At 34.1% G+C, this 20,511-nt stretch carries 13 protein-coding genes; 3 read left to right on the top strand and 10 right to left on the bottom strand.

The genetic code is table 11. The features are described 5' to 3' along the window. The first annotated feature begins 76 nt into the window (after window positions 1-76). Window positions 77-3,433 carry a VCBS repeat-containing protein gene (locus tag CSW08_RS17105; RefSeq protein ID WP_238987305.1) on the top strand — a complete coding sequence of 1,119 codons (3,357 nt, stop codon included), beginning with the start codon at window positions 77-79 and terminating at the stop codon, window positions 3,431-3,433. Between the two features lie 76 nt (window positions 3,434-3,509). Here CSW08_RS17105 and CSW08_RS17100 read toward each other — a convergent pair whose 3' ends face one another. Genes CSW08_RS17100 through CSW08_RS17080 form a run of 5 tightly spaced genes read right to left on the bottom strand, consistent with a single transcriptional unit; the run spans window position 3,510 to window position 10,464 of the window. Next, window positions 3,510-4,547: a glycoside hydrolase family 43 protein gene (locus CSW08_RS17100; protein ID WP_106661133.1), complete on the bottom strand. Its 1,038-nt coding sequence runs from the start codon at window positions 4,545-4,547 to the stop codon at window positions 3,510-3,512. Between the two features lie 26 nt (window positions 4,548-4,573). Continuing rightward, the gene (locus CSW08_RS17095) at window positions 4,574-6,010 is read right to left on the bottom strand and encodes an MFS transporter (protein ID WP_106661132.1); all 1,437 of its coding nucleotides are present in this window, start codon (window positions 6,008-6,010) and stop codon (window positions 4,574-4,576) included. 8 nt (window positions 6,011-6,018) lie between these two features. Then, a complete protein-coding gene (locus CSW08_RS17090) occupies window positions 6,019-7,158 on the bottom strand; it encodes an endo-1,4-beta-xylanase (protein ID WP_106661131.1) in 1,140 nt (379 codons plus the stop codon). Window positions 7,159-7,174: 16 nt separating this feature from the next. After that, window positions 7,175-8,278, bottom strand: coding sequence for an endo-1,4-beta-xylanase (locus CSW08_RS17085; protein ID WP_106661130.1), 1,104 nt, complete (start codon window positions 8,276-8,278; stop codon window positions 7,175-7,177). 29 nt (window positions 8,279-8,307) lie between these two features. Beyond that, window positions 8,308-10,464: an alpha-glucuronidase family glycosyl hydrolase gene (locus CSW08_RS17080; protein ID WP_106661129.1), complete on the bottom strand. Its 2,157-nt coding sequence runs from the start codon at window positions 10,462-10,464 to the stop codon at window positions 8,308-8,310. 239 nt (window positions 10,465-10,703) lie between these two features. On the opposite strand from CSW08_RS17080, the gene CSW08_RS17075 reads away from it, so the two are divergent. Next, the gene (locus CSW08_RS17075) at window positions 10,704-12,974 is read left to right on the top strand and encodes a glycoside hydrolase family 3 C-terminal domain-containing protein (RefSeq protein ID WP_238987304.1); all 2,271 of its coding nucleotides are present in this window, start codon (window positions 10,704-10,706) and stop codon (window positions 12,972-12,974) included. Window positions 12,975-13,010: 36 nt separating this feature from the next. On the opposite strand, the gene CSW08_RS17070 is transcribed toward CSW08_RS17075, so the two are convergent. After that, a complete protein-coding gene (locus tag CSW08_RS17070) occupies window positions 13,011-14,042 on the bottom strand; it encodes a LacI family DNA-binding transcriptional regulator (RefSeq protein ID WP_106661128.1) in 1,032 nt (343 codons plus the stop codon). A 149-nt stretch (window positions 14,043-14,191) separates the two neighbouring features. Here CSW08_RS17070 and CSW08_RS17065 point away from each other — a divergent pair, with 149 nt between their 5' ends. Then, complete coding sequence (locus CSW08_RS17065; protein WP_106661127.1) at window positions 14,192-14,488, top strand: hypothetical protein; 297 nt, start codon at window positions 14,192-14,194, stop codon at window positions 14,486-14,488. A 67-nt stretch (window positions 14,489-14,555) separates the two neighbouring features. Here the strand turns inward: CSW08_RS17065 and CSW08_RS17060 are convergent, their stop codons facing one another. The 4 genes from CSW08_RS17060 to CSW08_RS17045 all read right to left on the bottom strand — a co-directional run bounded on the left by CSW08_RS17060 (window position 14,556) and on the right by CSW08_RS17045 (window position 20,232). Then, entirely contained in the window at window positions 14,556-16,226 is a 1,671-nt protein-coding gene (locus CSW08_RS17060; RefSeq protein WP_238987303.1) for a sodium:solute symporter, read from the bottom strand. Between the two features lie 179 nt (window positions 16,227-16,405). After that, window positions 16,406-17,731 carry a xylose isomerase gene (gene xylA / locus CSW08_RS17055; RefSeq protein WP_106661126.1) on the bottom strand — a complete coding sequence of 442 codons (1,326 nt, stop codon included), beginning with the start codon at window positions 17,729-17,731 and terminating at the stop codon, window positions 16,406-16,408. A 23-nt stretch (window positions 17,732-17,754) separates the two neighbouring features. After that, window positions 17,755-19,242, bottom strand: coding sequence for a xylulokinase (locus tag CSW08_RS17050; protein ID WP_106661125.1), 1,488 nt, complete (start codon window positions 19,240-19,242; stop codon window positions 17,755-17,757). 3 nt (window positions 19,243-19,245) lie between these two features. Then, entirely contained in the window at window positions 19,246-20,232 is a 987-nt protein-coding gene (locus CSW08_RS17045; RefSeq protein WP_106661124.1) for a GntR family transcriptional regulator, read from the bottom strand. Window positions 20,233-20,511: the final 279 nt, after the last annotated feature.

The raw sequence follows: 20,511 nt of genomic DNA, 5'->3' as shown, positions 1-20,511 counted from the left end.
GAGTTAGTTTTAATTAAAGCAGCGTATTATACGCTGCTTTTATCTTTATTTTATTTTTACAAATACAAACATTATCATGAAAACAATGACATTAGAAAAACTAACTTCCATGTTTTTTTTAAAACTTTGTATTGGGCTATTTTTTTTAAGCACTTTACAAAACTGTTCGAAAAAGGAGGAATCAAATACATCTGTAACTGACGAAAAAATTTTTAGTAAACTTGATGTTTCTAAAACAGGAATTACTTTTAACAATACACTTACTGAAAGCGATACTTTAAATTATTTTACTTATGGATACCTTTATATGGGTGGTGGAGTAGCTGTTGGTGATATAAATAATGATGGTTTAGTGGATATTTATTTTACAGGAAATCAGGTTGAAAATAAGCTGTATTTAAATAAAGGTAATCTACAATTTGAAGATGTTACAGATAAAGCCAATGTAGGAGGAGATAGTCGTTGGTATACAGGTGTAACTATGGCCGATGTAAATAATGATGGCTTGTTGGATATTTACTGTTCTGTTAGTGGTCAATCTGGTTCAAGACAAAATCAATTGTTTATTAATAATGGAGATTTAACTTTTACAGAAATGGCTGCACAATATGGCCTTGATGATAGAGGTAGTAGTGTGCAAGCTACTTTTTTTGATTATGATAATGATGGCGATTTAGATGTTTATGTAGCTAATTATCCTGCAACACCATTTTCTGCACCTGTAGAAGTATATAAATACGCCATGAATAATATTAAGGATATTGATTCGGATCATTTATATAGAAATGATAACGGAAAGTTTATAGATGTAACTAGTGAGGCCGGTGTTAAAAACTTTGGACTCACTTTAAGTGCAACTGTTAGCGATATAAATAACGATGGTTGGGCTGACATATATGTCTCTAACGATTTTAGTTCTCCTGACTATTTTTATATTAATAATCAAGATGGCACATTTAAAGAAGTTAACAAACAGGCATCACCACATACAGCATTTTATGGTATGGGTGCCGATATAGCCGACATAAATAATGATGGGCACCTTGATATATTTCAAGTGGATATGGATGCCAATAACAACCGTCGTAAAAAAGCCAATATGGCTAGTATGAATCCCCAATTATTTTGGGATGTTGTTGATGCGGGATTTCATTATCAATATATGAACAATGTGATGCAGATTAACACAGGACTTTATACAGATGATGGCGTTCCTTATTTTACAAATGTATCTGGAATTACTGGAACCACATCGACAGACTGGAGCTGGGGGCCATTATTTGCTGATTTTGATAATGATGGTAAAAAAGATTTATATGTTACCAATGGTACTCGTAAAGAAATTAACCATAACGACTATTTCAAAAGTTTGGATCATGAAAGAAAAGACTTGTCCGTTCTGGAAAAAAGCTTAGGAATTCCTTCAGAGAAAATTGATAATTTCATGTTTAAAAACAACGGAGATCTTAATTTTGAAAAGGTTAATGAAAAATGGGGAATAGAAATAGAAGGTTTTTCTAATGGTGTTGCTTACGCCGATTTAGATAACGATGGTGATTTAGAAGTAGTAATAAGCAACATCGACGATATTGCTACCCTTTTTGAAAATAAAAGTTCTGAAACTAACAATTACATTTCTATAAATTTTGAGGGTAAAGATGGTAATAAGTTTGGACTTGGAAATCAGGTGTATGTTACTAATAATGATGAAACCCAAATGCAAGAGTTAACTTTAACTCGCGGATTTCAATCGTCAGTTGCACCAGAATTACATTTTGGACTAGGGCAATCTCAAACTATCGAAAAACTAAAAGTAGTTTGGGGAGACGGCAAAATACAAGAATTAAATAATGTAAATGCCAATCAAAAATTAAAGTTAAAGTACAAAGATGCCATAACAGAAAATGCTGTGGAGAAACAATTAAACGATAATGTTTTGTTTCAAACGGTTTTAGAAACGTCCCAAATTTTTCCAACATTTAAGCATGAAGAAAATATATTTGATGATTTTGAAACACAAGTGTTGCTTCCTCATAAAATGTCAATGTTTGGTCCTGCACTTGCTGTTGGCGATCTGAATAATGATGGTTTAGACGATTATTTTATTGGAGGCGCTTCTGGTTTTGAAGGTCAGTTATTTTATCAAACGTCAAAAGGAACTTTTGAAAAGCAAACACAAAGCTTTTTTGCTGAAGATAAAGTTTCGGAAGATTTAGGAGCTTTAATTATTGATATTGATAACGATGGAGATAATGATTTGTATATAGTAAGTGGAGGCTATGAATTTTTAAGCGATAAAAGAGCCAAAAGTTTGCAGGACAGATTATATTTAAATGATGGAAAAGGAAACTTTAGCAAAGCAAATAATGCCCTTCCCGAAATGATTACAAGTGGATCTAGAGTTTATTCAGCCGATTTTAACAAAGATGGAAAGCCGGATATTTTGACTTTAGGAAGGCAAGTTCCAGGAAATTATCCATCACCGGCAGATAGTTTTGTATTAACCAACAAAAGTGAAGGAAACTCTGTAAAGTTTGATATAATTTCACCAAATGTTTTTAAAGATCTAGGAATGGCAACAAGTGCCATTATTACGGATATTGATAATGATACATGGCTAGATATTATTATAGTTGGTGAATGGATGCCAATACGTGTCTTTAAGAATGTAAAGACCGGATTTAAAGAAGTATCAAAAGATATGGGCCTAGATGAAGACTCAGCCGGTTGGTGGTGGAGCATCAATCAAGGTGATTTTGATAATGATGGTGATATGGATTATATAATAGGAAACAATGGGTTAAACTATAAGTATAAAGCTGAAGGAAATGAAACTTTCGATATTTATGCGAATGATTTTGATAAGAATAATAAAACAGATATTGTATTAAGTTATTACAATGAAGGTATCCAATACCCAGTAAGGGGTAGGGGTTGTTCTTCCCAACAAATACCTTCAATTAAGGAGAAATTCAAAGATTATGAAACGTTTGCAGAAGCCTCTTTAGTTGATGTTTACTCAAAAAAGGATTTAGAAAATTCGCTGCATTATCAAGTTAAATCGTTTGCAAGTATATATCTTGAAAATAAAGAAGGGAAGTTCATTGTCCATAAATTGCCAAATTTGGCCCAAATATCAAGCATCAATCAGATTTTAGTTAACGACTATGATAATGATGGACATTTAGATGCTTTAATAGCAGGAAACTTACACGCTTCTGAAGTCGAAACACCTCGAAATGATGCAGGATATGGTCTTTTTCTAAAAGGAAATGGCAAAGGTGGTTTTCAGGCTGTGCCTGTTTCCAAAAGCGGTTTCTTTGTCCCTGGCGATGTAAAAGATATGGCTACAATAAAAGTAGGTAGCAAATCATATATTATCGCAGCGAAGAATAATGATTATTTGCAATTTATAGAATCTATAAAACTTTAATTAAACTAAAAGAAATAGATTATATTAAACTAAAAACCCCTCTTATTGAGGGGTTTTTAGTTTAAATTTAAAACGATTAATCTCTATACGGATTTAAAGTATTAATGGTGCCATCTTCATTATAAGTGATTTCGGCAACTTTAATAGATCTTAAATGAGTCACACCTTTAGATAAACTTGAATCATGATAAAATAAATACCATTTACCTTCTACTTCACAAATGGAATGGTGTGAGGTCCATCCAACTACAGGATTTAAAATTTTTCCTTGATAGGTAAAAGGGCCATAAGGATTATCTCCAGTGGCATAGCATATAAAATGAGTGTCTCCTGTTGAATACGAAAAATAGTATTTGCCATGATATTTGTGTACCCATGGACCTTCAAAAAAGCGTCTTTCTCGATCTCCTGCTAATAAAGGGTTTCCTTTTGCGTCCAAAATAACTATATCTCTTGGGGCTTCGGAAAACTCCAATACGTCATTTGTCATTTTTGCTACTTTTGCAGTCAGCGCCGGTTCATTGTCTTTAGGGAGATGCGCAGTTGGATTTTCCGGATGTTCTGCATTAAAAACGCCTGTTTTCCAACGTTGTAATTGTCCGCCCCAAATGCCTCCAAAATACATATAATAACTTCCATCCTCATCTTCAAAAACAGCAGGGTCAATTGAAAAACTTCCTTTTATAGCTTCTGGTTGTGGTTTAAATGGGCCAACAGGAGACTCACTTACTGCGACTCCTATTCTAAAAATACCATCATATCCTTTTGCCGGAAAAAATAAGTAATATTTTCCGTCTTTATGTGCAGCGTCTGGAGCCCACATTTGTTTTTCTGCCCAAGGGACATCGTTTACATGTAGCGCCAACCCATTATCAACAGCATCACTGTCAATACTATCCATAGATATTACATGGTAATCTTCCATGGCAAAATGACTTCCTAAGTCATCAAATGCTTCTCCTGCATCTACATCATGTGATGGGTATATATAAATTTTTTTATTAAAAACATGAGCCGATGGATCTGCTGTATAGATATGAGATACCAAAGGTTTGGAAATAGCTTTTTTATTCAAACTCTCAAAATCAATATGTTCAATGGCTTCTTCTGGCATTATTTTTAATTTTTTTATTGGTTATATTATAATCTTCTTATTTTTAATTCGGCTTCTATTTGAGTCTCCATTTTTTTATTAATTTCATAGAAAAACAACAATCCTACGCCTATTAAAAATGGAATTGCCGGAAAAATACTTACAAGAAGTCTAGTTCCTTGTATAGCAGATTCTGGTTGTACGGTTATTATTCCTGCGACGGCAGCTTCTTTAGTTATATATCCATAGACGCCTAAAAGCCAAGATACTAAAGCACTTCCAATACTTAAGCCGCCTTTTAAACCAACCATCATGGCAGAAAATATAATAGCTGTAGCACGACGATTGTTTTTCCATTCAGAGAAATCTGCTACATCTGCAATCATTGCCCATAGGATAGGAGTACTAATTCCATAGAAAAACATATGCAATATTTGAGATGCAAAAATTATTTCTATTGCTTTAGGAGGATAAAAATAAAAAGCAATTATAAATAATGTTGAAATAAACAACGATGCACCAAATACATTACGTTTGCCATACTTATCTGCCAATTTTTTAGATAGTGCTATACCTATTAAACCAATAAGAATACCCCCTCCATTAAAAACACCCAATCCTAAAGATGTTTCATTTTCAAAAGTTGGTAAAAAACGCTTTAAAGGGTCCAAGAATGATTTTAATCCATTTTGATCCACATAGTTTTCAAAATAATATACATAAGACCCACCTTTCATAGCCAATGTTATAAAAACCAACGTTGTTAGGCTCAGCATGATAATCCAAGGTTTGTTTTTTACTAAATCACCTAGATCTTCTTTTATACTGGATTTTTGGTCTAAATTAGGTACAACACGTTCTCTTGTAGTAAAAAATGTAATTAGCAACATAATGGTGCCAATAATGGCCAACCAGGTCATTACGGTTTCCATTCCCGCAGCTTTGTTACCATCACCAGCTTTCAAAATAAAGTCGTACATGAATACTTGAACAAAAAATTGAGCACCCATAACAGCAATGAAACGATACGCCGACAAGCTGTTTCGTTCTTTCATATCACCTGTTATAACGCCACTTAAAGCGGAATAAGGCAAATTGTTTGCAGCGTATAGCAATAGTAATAGCGTATAAGTAATTACGGCATAAATAACTTTTCCTTTATAGGCAAAATCTGGTGTGCTAAAAGCCATCATGGATGCCACACCTAAAGGGATTGCCGTCCATAATATCCAAGGCCTAAATTTACCCCATTTTGTAGTTGTTCTATCAGCTATAACACCCATTAATGGATTAAAAACAAAAGCAGCAATGAGACCAACAATTAATGTAACTGCAGAAGCGTCATTCGCTTTAAGCCCATATATATCCGTATAAAAATAGGCTAAATAAGTAACCAATGTTTGGAATACCAAGTTTGCAGCAAGGTCTCCTAAACTATATCCAATTTTTTCTTTTATGGATAGTTTGTGTGAATCTGAACCCATGTACTTAATTAGTTGGATTGTTTATCGTCTCTTTGTTTTAGTGCAATGATACTATCATAAGCACTTTTTGGTTTTAACTCTCTATCGAAGAGTAAAGGGTGATTGGTTCTTCCTCTTACAGGAAAACCATTAAGCCATGACTGTCCGTCATTAACACCCCAAAAAGTAACTCTGCTTATTTTATCTTTATGCTTTAAAAATATTTTAAAAATGTCAGTATAACGGTTTGCTAATTTTACTTGAATAGAATCTGGTAAGCCTTTTGTGTAAGGGTTTAATAATTCACTATTATCGAAATTTTGACCTATGTCAGCCCCCACAAGATCTCTAGGATTCGGTAAAACACTTATGTCAAGTTCAGTAATAGCTACTTTTACACCAAGGGATGCATAATCTACTATACTTTTTTCAATCTCTTCAAGGGAGGGAGTGTTTAAATGCCAATGGCCTTGCATACCTATGCCATCTACTTTAACACCTTTATCCATAATATTTTTAACTAATCGTATAGCACCTGCTCTTTTTTCTGGGTTTGCCATATTGTAATCATTATAATACAAGTCTGCATCAGGATCGATTTCCGATGTCCATTTAAATGCTAAAGGTAAATAGTCTTCTCCCATAACTTCTAAGAAAACAGACTTTCTTAAGGTACCATCTTCATTAAGAGCTTCGTTTACAACATCCCAAGAATGGATCTTGCCTTTGTATCTGCTCACAACTGCCGTTATGTGGCTCTTGAGTGCTTCAGCCATTTCTGTACTATCTTCTATATTTCTTATCCATGGAGATAATTGACTGTGCCAAACTAAAGTATGCCCATGTATGAACATATTGTGTTTTTCGCCCAGAGCGACAAATTTGTCAGGGTATTCATAGTTGAAAGTGTCTTTTGTTGGATGGATTTGCATTGATTTCATTTCGTTTTCGGCAGTAATACTGCTAAATTCCCTACCAACGATGCCTGCCATTATTGAATCTGTTTCATCTATTTGAAATCTATTAAGGGCAGCACCAATATAAAAGGCATCTTTATAAACGTTTCTAAGCGTTACAGGTTCTGTAGGCGTTTCCACAGTTGATTCTTTACAACCAATTACTAATATTAGAATGGTTGTAATTAATAGGAATTGTTTTTTTATGTTCATGATTTAAATATTTAGTTTAGTTGTTTAATCCGTCTAAAAAGCCAATGAAAGCTTGTTTATAATTATAATTTGAATCGAATAAAAGTGGCCATTCATTGGGGTTGTTAAGAAAATTAATAAGCCAACTGTCTGTATCTCTCATTCCCCAAAATGTAATGCCAAATCTTTGTGCTTCAGGTATAGTTTTATACAAAATGGCAACTTGTTTATATTTTTCTTTTTGAGCATTCGCTCTGCTTGCCGTTAAGGTGGTCAATGATTTATCCTTGTTTACAGACATATCCAATTCAGAGAAATGAATTAATAATCCTGTATTTTTAAGCATCGTCACATTATTTGATAATGTTGTTAAGTCTGGATATTCTAAATCAATGTGCATTTGCATACCAATACCGTCTATAGGTGTTAAATTTGTTTTAAAAGTATTTACCATGTCTACAACCTGAGCAGCTTTGGAACCCGTACTTCCTAGATTATAATCATTATAAAATAATTTTACATCAGCATCTGCTTCACGTGCCCAAGTAAAACATTTCGAAACATAATCGCTTCCTATTCTAGTGTTAAAAACAGCGGCAGCAGCATCATTTGTAAAGTGTTCATTAACAACATCCCAGCTTTCAAGAACGGATTTTCCTTCTGTTGTTTTTATAGCGGCGAAATGTGCCACAGTGGTTTTAATATAACCTTTCACTTGTGCTTCAAATTCAGCATCAGTACCCGCGTAATTTTTTAACCAATTGGGTATAGATGCATGCCAAACCAAGGCATGACCATGAACTCTAAGCCCATTTGCTTTTGCATAGTTAACAATGGCGTCTCCTTTGCTAAAATCATAAGTATCTGGCCCTACGAACATGGCTCCCATTTTCATATCGTTTTCGGCTGTGATACTATTAAATTCTTTATTTAATAGTGTTCTAAAATAAGTATCTGTACCAGATAACCTATTTGCAGAAACAATATTTCCTATTGGAAAATTAGCAGATTCTTTCAGTGTAGCAGTGGGTGTGGGCGTTGGAGTTGGAGTTGGACTAACGTTAGGGTCGTCATCTCCAGAACCTGAGCAACTAATTAAAAGTGCTGCAATTATTATAGTTAAACAATTAGTTAATTTCATTTAATAAATTAGTTTTTACAATGTCTCATTTAATTCCCAGGAGCAAAAGGAAATTCTAATGATTGAAAATATTCCAAAGTTTGTGTTGGTTTTTCGACGCCTTCGGGTAGTGGCATATTAGAGTATTGTTGAAAATACAATAAGCAGGCATCTCGCCACCATTTTGCTTCTTTATATTGAATGTTTAATAACATTTTAATATTGTTATATCTTTCAGCATCAACATAGCTTTCCATTTGATTCCATGTAGTAATCATGGATGCAACTTGGTCAACTCCTTCTTGATATTTTAATGCCATAGCATCCCATAGTGTTTTGCCGTTTTTGAGTTTATAATCCCAAGGCACATGATGAAACCATAATAAGTTCTTTTCGGAAATAGAGTTTAAATCATTAAAAACGTTAGCAACTTCTGGAGCATATTGTTCAGTGGCATTACTACCTGTAGACGTTCTATCGAAACCAATACCAAGTGAATCTGCTTTATGGTAATAAATTGGATTCCATTCTGGTCTAGATAGATTGGATACCCAAGGTCCTGGTCCGTAATGATGCCCTGTATCCATAATGTGGTGCAAGCCTAAAGGAGTCATATAATTAACGGCAGCTTCCCTCGAATTCAACAACATTTCTTTAACGGGTTCAATAAATTTTTTGTTATTGCTGAATGTTAATCTCAACCATTCATCTGCAATACTTTCGGCACTTAAATAGGGATCCCAAGCAAGTCTGCCATACCCATACCAATTGGCTTGTAACATTGGGTTGCCTGTCCAGTTAATATCGTTACCTATGTTGCTTACACCAGCCATGCCAGTTAATCTTTTATTATGCAATGTACCATCAAGGTCTTTAGCTACAATAGAACCTTTACCTTTTCTATAAGTATCTGCTTGTAACGTTTCTTCATACATAGTAGGCAAAAAAATGGTGTGAGTGCTAAAGCCTAAATACTCTTGTGTTATTTGAAACTCCATCATTATTGGCGTTTTAGGCATCGCTCCAAACATTGGATGAAATGGCTCTCGAGGTTGAAAATCGATGGCACCATTTTTTACCTGAATAATCACATTGTCTTTAAACTGTCCATCGTAGGGTACAAATTCTGGATAGGCTTGTTTTGCTCTATCTGTTGTATCATGTTCAGAGTACACAAAAGCTCTCCACATAATAATGCCGTTAAAAGGGGCAACGGCAGTAGCCAACAAATTGGCACCATCAACATGATTTCTGTCATAATCTTGGGGCCCTGGTTGCCCTTCGGAGTTTGCTTTAACTACAAAGCCACCAAAATCTGGAATTCTATTATAAATTTCCTTGGTTTTTTCTTTCCACCAATTTATAACATCGGCATCCAATGGATCTGCTGTTTTTAATCCACCGATTTCAATGGGTGCAGAAAAACGTGCGGTTAAATATACCTTAATGCCATATGGTCTAAAAACATTGGCAAGGGCTTCAACCTTTTCTAGATACTGCGGAGTTAAAATAAGGGCGTTGGCATTTACATTGTTTAATACGGTACCATTTATACCTACAGATGCATTTGCCCTTGCATAGTCAGTATATCTGGGATCTAAATAATCTGGCAAACGATGCCAATCCCAAATTGAGAAACCAGCATAGCCTCTTTCAACAGTTCTGTCTAAATTGTCCCAATGATTTAAAATACGTACTTTGATTTTAGGCGAATCAATAATATTTAACTTTTCTATCGATTTATTTGTTTGCAATAATTTTAAAAAGTTATAAACCCCATATAGAACCCCAATATCAGAATTGCCTGTAATAATTATATGGTTTTTGCCTTTAAGCGAATAGGATTTTATGATGTATCCTTCTTCATTTATTTCATTAAAAGCATTTCCCAATTGCAGAATGACATCCTCTGACAAGTTAGCTTTTGCGCCAAAAATCAAAGTATTGCCATTGTTATTAGTTGAAGTGGATGAAAACTCAGGGCCAAGCATACTACTAAGTCCTCTATTAAGTTCTTTTGATGCTATCTTTATCGTTTCAGAATTTCCAGAAGTTGATAATTTTTCTAATGCTGTTAAATATTCTTGTCTTAAAGAAGCATTTTCTACATAACTATATTGTAGCCATAAATGATAGCCATCATTTGCTAAAAGATTATTGCAAAAAACAATTAAAAAAGCAAGGAAAAAGATGTTTTTTTTAAACATAAATTTTGTTTGAAAGATAAATAATTTTCATCTGTATAGCAGTATCAATTTTTTTTTAAAGTGCTTAAAAATGCGGAATTAATACATATTTAGCAATACAGCCACCATTAAAATGTGGAAGATTTATTTATACCGTGATTTAATTCGTAAAATTAAAACAATCAAATTTAAAATAAAAATTTTCAATACATTTACTGTATTACAATATATTCCAATTTAACTAAATAGAACCAATTATCATGAGAAAAAGAATGTTTCCTGCTATTTTAATTATTCTATCACTTTTAATTATCAGTTCCTGCAATCGTAAGAGTGAAAATGCTTCAGAAAATGTAAATGAAGTATCTGACAATGTTTATGATTCCCTTCCTTTTTATAACCCTTCACTTACCATAGATGAAAGAATTCAAGATTTAATTTCAAGATTAACACTTGAGGAAAAAATAAGCCAGATGATGAATGGCACGCCTTCAATTGAAAGATTAGATATTCCTCCTTATGATTATTGGAATGAAGCTTTGCATGGGGTAGGTCGTACATGCGCCGCAACTATTTTCCCTCAAGCTATTGGGCTTGGCGCTACGTTTGATGCCGATTTGGCATTTAGAGTATCATCCGCTATTTCAGATGAAGCCAGAGCTATATATAATGCTACCAGTGAAAAAGGGTATTACAAACAATATAATGGCTTAACGTTTTGGACGCCTAATATTAATATTTTTAGAGATCCTAGATGGGGGCGCGGGCAAGAAACTTATGGAGAAGATCCTTATCTAACGTCTATTTTAGGGACAGCTTTTGTTGAAGGATTGCAAGGCGATAATCCAGATTATTTAAAAACAGCGGCTTGTGCCAAACATTTTGCAGTGCATAGTGGTCCTGAACAAGTTCGACACGAATTTAACGCTGAAGTTAGCCAAAAAGATTTATGGGAAACGTACTTGCCAGCATTTGAGGCCTTGGTTAATGCCAATGTTGAATCTGTAATGTGTGCTTATAATAGAACAAATGGAGAACCATGCTGTTCAAGCAATTATTTAATAACAGAAGTTCTCAGAAATAAGTGGCATTTTAAAGGACACGTTTTAACCGATTGTGGAGCGCTGGAAGATTTTTATAAGCAGGCTAATGCAGGCGGTCATGGTGTGGTTAACACGCCAGTTGAGGCAGCTGCACTAGCGCTTAAAAGTGGCGTAAGCCTTAATTGCGGTGTTGTTTATGAGCAGTTATTCGATGCCGTTAAAGGGGGTTTAATTACTGAACAAGACATTGATACGCAATTAGCTGTTTTATTAAGAACTAGATTTAAATTAGGTTTGTTCGATCCTAAAGGAAGTAATCCTTATGATGCCATTTCTATGGATGTTGTAAACGGAGAAACCAATCGAGCATTGGCTAAAGAAGCAGCTCAAAAGAGTATGGTACTTTTAAAAAACAATGGTATTTTACCTTTAAAAAATGACCTATCAAAATATTTTGTTACTGGTCCCAATGCATCTAACATAGAAATACTTTTAGGAAACTATTATGGTGTAAATTCAAACATGGTCACCATTTTAGAAGGTATTAGTGCCGCTATACTTCCAACAAGTCAATTACAATATAGATTAGGTGCTATGCTAAATCAGAAATCTATAAACCCTATAAATTATGCCATTGGCCATGCAGGAAGTAGTGATGTAACCATAGTAGTATTGGGTTTATCGAGCACCTTGCAAGGAGAGGAAGGGGATTCTATTGATTCTTCAACAGCAGGAGATAGATTGGATTACGATTTACCAAAGAACCAAGTCGATTACCTTAAACAATTACGAGAAACAGCCGATAAAAATCCGGAAGATAAAAAACCTATTGTAGCTGTAATTACCGGTGGAAGCCCTATGAATTTAGCTGATGTACAAGAATTGGCAGATGCCGTTTTATTGGTTTGGTATCCTGGGGAAGAAGGCGGAACGGCTGTTGCGGATATTCTTTTTGGGAACGTATCACCTTCTGGTAGATTGCCAATTACATTCCCAAAATCTTTAGACCAGTTGCCAGCTTTTGATGACTATTCCATGAAAGGAAGGACTTATAAATACATGAATGAGGAACCTTTATATCCGTTTGGGTTTGGATTAAGCTATACTAATTTTACTTATGGTGATATAAATGTCTCAAATAAAGCAATTTCAAAAAACGATACTGTTAAAGTACAAGTGAAAATTACAAATTCTGGAAAAGTAACATCAGATGAAGTTGCCCAAATATATATATCAGATATAGAAGCATCTGTAACAGTTCCCAATTTTCAACTTATCAAAACAAAAAGAGTTACTTTGGAACCAGGAGTGTCTAAAAACATAGAATTTGAACTTGCTCCTAAAGATTTTGAAATTGTAAAAGAAGACGGTACAAGAACTATAGAATCAGGGGAATTTAAAATTTATGTTGGTGGTTCAAGTCCAATGAAACGTAGTACTGAACTTGGTGCGGCAACAATGTCAGAGATTTTAATTGCTGTAAAATAGTGAAATAGGTAATTACGGGTAACAACCCTATGTAAATTATTTTCTTTTTGAAGATTCTCGAACAAGTACTTCGGTGTTTAAAACCGTTATGTCTCTAATATCATCTTTTGTCGATTGTTCCAGATTTTTTAAGATTATTTCAGAGGAAGCTTGTCCCATTTTTTCAGCAGGGTGTGAAATGGTCGATAAATTAGGTTCTATAATTCTTGAATTAGGGTCGTTATTAAAACCAATTACAGCTAATTCCTCGGGGATTTTAATGCCTCTTTTTTTAGCACATTGAATAGCAATGATTGCCATCATGTCTCCTGCTGCAAAAATACCGTCCGGCGGATTTTTTAAATTAAATAGTTTGTTGGCTGCCGTTTCGGTTTCTTCATAGCTTACTGATTTAAGATTTACTATAAGTTTGGCGTCAATTTGCAGATTATTGTCCTTTAAAGCATCTAGATAACCTTTTTTTCTTTCACTATATATATTTCCAAATTCGGATGCTCTTGTAATATGGGCAATTTTTAAACATCCTTGGTCTATAAGATGTTTGGTTGCTTTATAACCTGCGGCATAATTATCAATCATGACTCGGTAGGTGTCAGCATGTTTTGGAACTCTATCTACAAAAACTAAAGGAATGTTATTATCTGTAAATATTTTGAAATGAGCAGTATCACTAGTTTCCATCGCTAAACAACAAATAACACCACTAACCCTACTGCTATATAATGACTGGGTTAAATTAACCTCTTCTTCATAGGAGTCATGGGATTGCATAATGACTACATTATACCCTGCTTCTTGAGCGGTTGTTTCAACACCACTAATTAATGCGGAAAGAAAAGGTTGAGCTATGGTAGGTAATAAAACCCCGATGGTTTTTGTTTTTTTATTTCTTAAACTAGCAGCTAAATTATTTGGGCGATATCCCATCTCGGTTGCTGCTTTTTTTACTTTATCAATGGTTTTCTGGCTAATACTATGATGACTATTTAAAGCTCTAGAAATAGTTGAAGTTGCTAAATTCAACTTTTTTGCTAAATCATAAATAGTAACTTCTGTGTTTTTTTTCATATTAATAAAAAAAATAAGTCAAATATACATTTTTAAAAACAAATTACATTTCTTTATTTAAAAATCGATTTAAACTAAAATTTTAAGTAAATATCATCTAAATATGTAATTGTTAACGTATAACTAATTTATAACTAAAAATAATATCAATGAAAAAATTCTTATTATGTTCCGTTTTAGTATTTGTCTTAAGTTTAATTTTCACCTCTTGTAGGGATAACAAAAAAGTCGATTCTGTAGAGGAGACAATGGAAAACGCAGGAGATGCTATAGAAGATGCAGCTGAAGAAGCAGCAAAGGCAACAGAAGGCGCACTAGAAGAAGCTGGTAAAGCTATTGATAACGCTGTTGATGCTACGGATGATGCTGTTAAAGCTACAGTAGATGCTATTAAAACTGCAGGTGAGGCAGTGGATAAAAAAGTAAATGAAATAAAAAAAGATTAGTTCTGTTTCATATAAAAAAGGGAGGCAACAGCCTCCCTTTTTAGATGATTTAATTAAAACCATTATGCTATGTAAAATATGCGAGTACACCTATCACAATTAACACTAATATGACAGATAGAACAACATCAATTGTGTCATAACTATCTTTATTAGCGGCTTTTTGCTCTTCAGAAAGTGTTCCAAAAGCTAAACCTTTTATGTGTTCATAATTTGGAGCTCGAGATGCTAAGCTGACGGTAATACAGAAAATAATCGAAAATATAAACATAAATATCGCCATATGGGCAAAGTTTATAGTGGCAAAACTAAAAGCGATGTTATTAACAATGTCGCCAGCTGCTATTTGTGGTTGATAGTAAATTTCACTTCCCAATCTTAAAATTAGGAGCACCAATCCTACCATCAATGTTGAAATGGCCGCGGTAGCGTTCACACGCTTCCAAATGATTCCCAATAAGAAAACAGCAGTTACGGGAGGCGCAATATACGATTGAACGTTTTGAAGATATTGATACATAACACCACCTCCAATTTTCTCCATAATAGGAATCCAAATAATACCTAAAACAACAATGAAGCCTGTGGCAATTTTACCGGTTTTAACCAAAACCTTTTCGGTTTTTTCTGGATATAATTTTTTATAAATATCAATAGTAAAAATGGTAGAACATGAATTAAAAACAGAGGCTAAAGAACTCATTAAAGCAGCCATTAAACCTCCAGCAACTAATCCTTTCAATCCTACTGGCAATAACGTTTTTACCAGCATAGGGAATGCTCTATCTGCTTTCTCAACAAAAAACACATCTGGGTTTTGAATGGTTAAAGCAAATGCTATTATGCCTGGAATTAAAAAGATTAAAATGGGAAGTAATTTTAAATAAGCACCAAAAATAGCCCCTCTTCTACCGATTTTTATATTATTTGCAGCCAAAGTACGCTGTACAATATATTGGTCTGTACACCAATACCATATCCCTACAACTGTTCCTCCAAATAGTAATCCAGTCCATGGGAAATCAGGGTCATTCATTGACCGCCACATATTAAAATGATCGGGGCTTACAGCAGTTACCGTTTCATGTAATTGAGACCATCCTCCAACTTCTTTTAGGCCTAGGTATGTTATAATGACCGACCCAAAAATTAAAATAACAGTTTGTAAAGTTTCGGTGTAAATCACTGCTTTCATACCACCAATCACAGTATATGCACCTGTGAAAAGAACAATACCTATGGCACCGTACCAGAATGGAATTCCCAATAATTCAGAAACCACAATACCTCCAGCGTAAATGGTGACAGACACTTTAGTAAGCACATAGGCCACTAATGAAAATAAAGATAAAAACCATCGCGAACGACTGTCGAACCTTTTTTCTAGAAACTCGGGCATGGTGAAAGCACCACTTCTAATATAAAATGGTAGAAATAACCATCCTAGAAGTAATACAATCCAGGCATGCAACTCATAATGCGCCATAGGTGTACCCGATTCAAAACCAGTTCCAGCAAGACCCACTACGTGTTCAGACCCAATGTTGGAAGCAAAAATAGACGCCCCAATAACAAACCACCCTACATTTCTGCCTGCTAAAAAATAATCTTCTGTGTTTTTATCTTTTTGAAGAACAACCCACACAGCTACAGCCATCAAAGCAAGGAAATAAATTCCTAAAACCACCCAATCCAAGTTTTCCATAACGGATTGCATAGCTAAAAAATAATGTTTCATATTATAAATTGATTAAGTTTAGTTGGCCGTAAATATATGTATTTTATTGATTCACTAGGGCACCAAATGTATCTTATTGGTTGTTATACAGTCGTTTTTGACAGAAACTGAAATTTAAATAAACAAAAAAAGAGAAGCTAAAAGCTTCTCTTTTTTTAATCAACGGAATCAATTATTGATTATATATATTGATTTATAATATTCTCAAACAACTCTTGTTTACCACTTTTTAAAGATAGTTCACCATTTTCTTGAGCTATTTTGTATAAATCATGTAAACTCAATTTGCCATTTTCAAAATCTTTTCCTTTACCAGAATCAAAAGAAGCATAACGCTCTTTTCTAAGTTTTTCGTAAGGAGAAGATGTAAGGATTTTATCTGCAATCAACAACGCTCTTGCAAAGGTATCTGCACCACCAATATGGGCATGAAATACATCATCTAAATCGGTAGAGTTTCTTCTGATCTTAGCGTCAAAGTTAACGCCACCGCCTTGTAAACCTCCAGCTTTAAGGAAAACCAACATGGCTTCGGTTGTTTCTTGAATGTTATTTGGGAATTGATCGGTATCCCAACCATTTTGGTAATCACCTCTGTTAGCATCTAAACTTCCTAACATACCTGCTTTTGCAGCTACTTCCAATTCGTGTTGGAAAGTGTGTTGCGCTAAAGTAGCATGGTTAACTTCAATATTTATTTTGAAATCTTTATCCAAGCCATATTCCTTTAAGAAACCGATAGCAGTAGCACTATCAAAATCGTATTGGTGTTTAGATGGTTCCATAGGCTTCGGTTCGATAAAGAAATTTCCTTTAAATCCTTTCGAACGCGCATAGTCTCTACACATAGCTAAAAACTGTCCCATATGGTCTAATTCACGTCCCATATCTGTATTTAGAAGCGTCATATAACCTTCACGACCTCCCCAGAACACGTAGTTTTCTCCATTTAATGCTATAGTAGCATCAAGAGCCAACTTTATTTGTCCTCCAGCTCTAGCAACCACATTAAAATCTGGATTGGTAGATGCGCCGTTCATGTAACGGGGGTTAGAGAAACAGTTAGCAGTACCCCAAAGTAATTTTACTCCCGAAGCTGCTTGTTTTTCTTTTAGATACTCAGTAATAGTTGCTAATCTAGATTCAGATTCAGCAAAAGTGGCGCCTTCTCTAATTAAATCGAAATCATGGAAACAGTAGTATCCAAATCCCATTTTAGTTGTAAATTCAAACGCAGCATCTGCTTTGTCTTTTGCTGCTTGTACAGCGTCAGAAGATTTGTCCCATTCAAAATTTTGTGTTCCAGGGCCGAATGGATCTGCACCTGTTCCACAGAATGTATGCCAGTATGCTACTGAAAATTTAAAATGATCACGCATGGTTTTACCTGCAACCACTTGATCTGGGTTGTAGTATTTAAACGCTAATGGGTTGTCTGATTCTTTTCCTTCAAACTTGATGTCTCCAATACCTTTGTAGTATTCTTTGTTTCCTATAATTGCCATTGTAATTATAATTTAATTAATGTTTATTTGTTGTTTAATATGATTTCTAATTCGTTTTTCCAATTTTGGTAGGCTTCAAGATACGGTTTTTTATCTTTAAATGGCATAAAAGTCATCACATGATCGTTATCAATAATAGCCTTTCCAAAGCTTTCAAAATCACCTTTATGTAAGTCTGCTGCACGTGCAGCTCCTATAGCGCCTGTTGTATTGTATATTTCTATTTCTTGCTCAATTAATGTTGCTACTGTATTTGCAAAGATATCTGAACGGAATAAATTATCATTACCAGCTCTAATAACTTTAGCTTCTATGCCATCAGATTTTAAGATTTCCATGCCATATACAAATGAAAACGCAATGCCTTCTAAAGCCGCTCTACATATATGCCCTTTATGATGATTATTTAAGTTTATGTTAACTATTCTAGTACCTATTTCCTTATTGTTAAGCATCCGTTCAGCACCATTTCCAAATGGTATTAAACAAACACCATCAGACCCTACTTGAATATTGGATGCCAAGTTATTCATTTCTTCATAAGAATCTACATCCAGATTATTTAGCAACCATCTGTATTGAATACCGGCACCGTTGATACATAATAATTTGCCAATTCTAGACGCTTCATCTTTTTTATAGTTAACGTGTGCAAAATTGTTAACACGTGCACTTTCTTTAACAGATAAGCTATCGGTTACTGCGTAAACAACACCAGAAGTTCCTCCTGTTGCTGCCACTTCACCAGGATTAAATACGTTTAAGGATAAAGCATTGTTTGGTTGATCGCCTGCTCTGTAATAAATAGGCGTACCTGCTGCAATACCACTTTCGGATTCCCCTTTTTCATTCACAACAGATTGTAAGCCAAATGTGTCCACAATATCTGGTACTAATGATTTATCTATACCATAATATTCTAAAAGAAAATCGGCAACGGAATTGTTTTTAAAATCCCAAAAAATACCTTCTGAAAGTCCAGAAATAGTCGTGTTTATAACGTTCGAAAACTTGTAAGCTATATAATCGCCCGGAAGCATAAACTTGTAAATTTTCTTGTACAGTTCGGGTTCATTATCCTTTACCCATTTTAATTTAGATGCCGTAAAGTTTGCTGGCGAGTTAAGTAATTGCGACGAACATGTGTCTTCACCTATATCTTCAAAAGCTTTGTTGCCAGTTTCTACCGCTCTACTATCGCACCAAATAATACTTTTACGGAGTGGTTTGCCTTCTTTATCAACAATGACCAAACCATGCATTTGATAAGAAATACCAACACCTTTTATTTGGGTTCTTGAGATATTATATTGTTTTTTTAAACGGGTAATGGCATTACATATATGCACCCACCAATCTTCAGGTTTTTGTTCTGCCCAGCCATTTTTTTGAGCAAACATGCCCATTTCTTGTTCTGGTTCTTGAACCACACCTATACTTTTTCCTGTAGCTATTTCAACGATAGCTGCTTTAATGGAAGAACTTCCTATGTCTAATCCTAAATAATACATAATTTATAATGATTCTCTTAATATTAATGTTGTTGGTATATAACTTTGTACTGGTTTATCTTGTTTTATAAATGATGCTGCTTTAGCACCTAATTCTTGAAAATCGGTTGAAATAACAGAAATGCCTTTGTATATAAATTGTTTCATGGGTGTTTCATTATAAGATAAAAAACCTACGTCTGTTCCTGGTTCGAATTCTTTGGCTCTACATTGTTCTAAAAACATTCCTAAAACTCTATCACTCACACTAATATAAGCTTCGCCTTTTGTTACGCTAAATTCGTTTGTGTTTGTAATGATTTTATATTTAAAATTATAGGTTTCACAAAACATTTTAAAATAAGTAAGCGATTCTGTTGGATGGTTTGTAAATGAAGGATAAACAAAAACGAGTTTCTTATATTTTTTAAAAGGCGTCATGGCTTCTTTTAAAGCCTCATAAAAGGATTTTCCGAAATCTTGAAACACAAAATTTTTAGTTTCATTTGAATGAACATTCCAATCTATTAACAGGAGTTTTTCGTTATCAAATTCAGATAATACCATGGGTACATCTTTATGATTAAAACTCATAACTACAAATTTATAATATTTACCCTTACCATTATATAAAATGGTTTTAAAGTTGTTGATGTTGTAATGATGAAACTGCACATCTACTATAACATTCTTAGGTAAATTATTTACAAAAGAATGGTACAAAACTTCTTTATAAGCTTTAAAAGTATCTAATACCAAAAGTACTTTTCGAGTGTCGTTGGCAACATAATAACCTTTGTTTGGGACAGACTCTATAACGCTATTTTCCTTTAAAATGGTATAAGCCTTAAAAACCGTGTCTCTTGACAGATTATGGTTGTTACATATACTATTAACAGAAGGTAAAGCATCTCCACTAGTCAGCGTATTGTTAGAAAGCGCATCATTGATGGCGTTTACTAACTGCTGATACTTTGGAATATCGCTATTGAAATTTATATTTAAATTCATTAATCCGTTCTGTTCTGTTCTGGTACGCAAAAATAACTATAATTTCTAATTTTGCAAGAAAATTTGATTTTTTTTTAAGTATTATTTATTCTGGATGTATAAACGCTTCAATATCTGAAGGTAATAAAATCAGGTTTGCACCTTTACTTTGCGCTACCATGGCCCCAACAATGCCTGCGAAAATCTATTCTTGCAGGTTAATATTATTGAAAAGTTAACTTTTTTAGAACTAAAAACGATTTAGTAATAATTTAATTGAAACATAAAATCAACTCCTTT

Source organism: Confluentibacter flavum (assembly GCF_002843175.1).
GTDB classification, from domain to species: Bacteria; Bacteroidota; Bacteroidia; order Flavobacteriales; family Flavobacteriaceae; genus Confluentibacter; species Confluentibacter flavum.
Note: the sequence above shows the minus strand (reverse complement) of the source record. Positions and strands in the feature narration are given on the sequence as shown.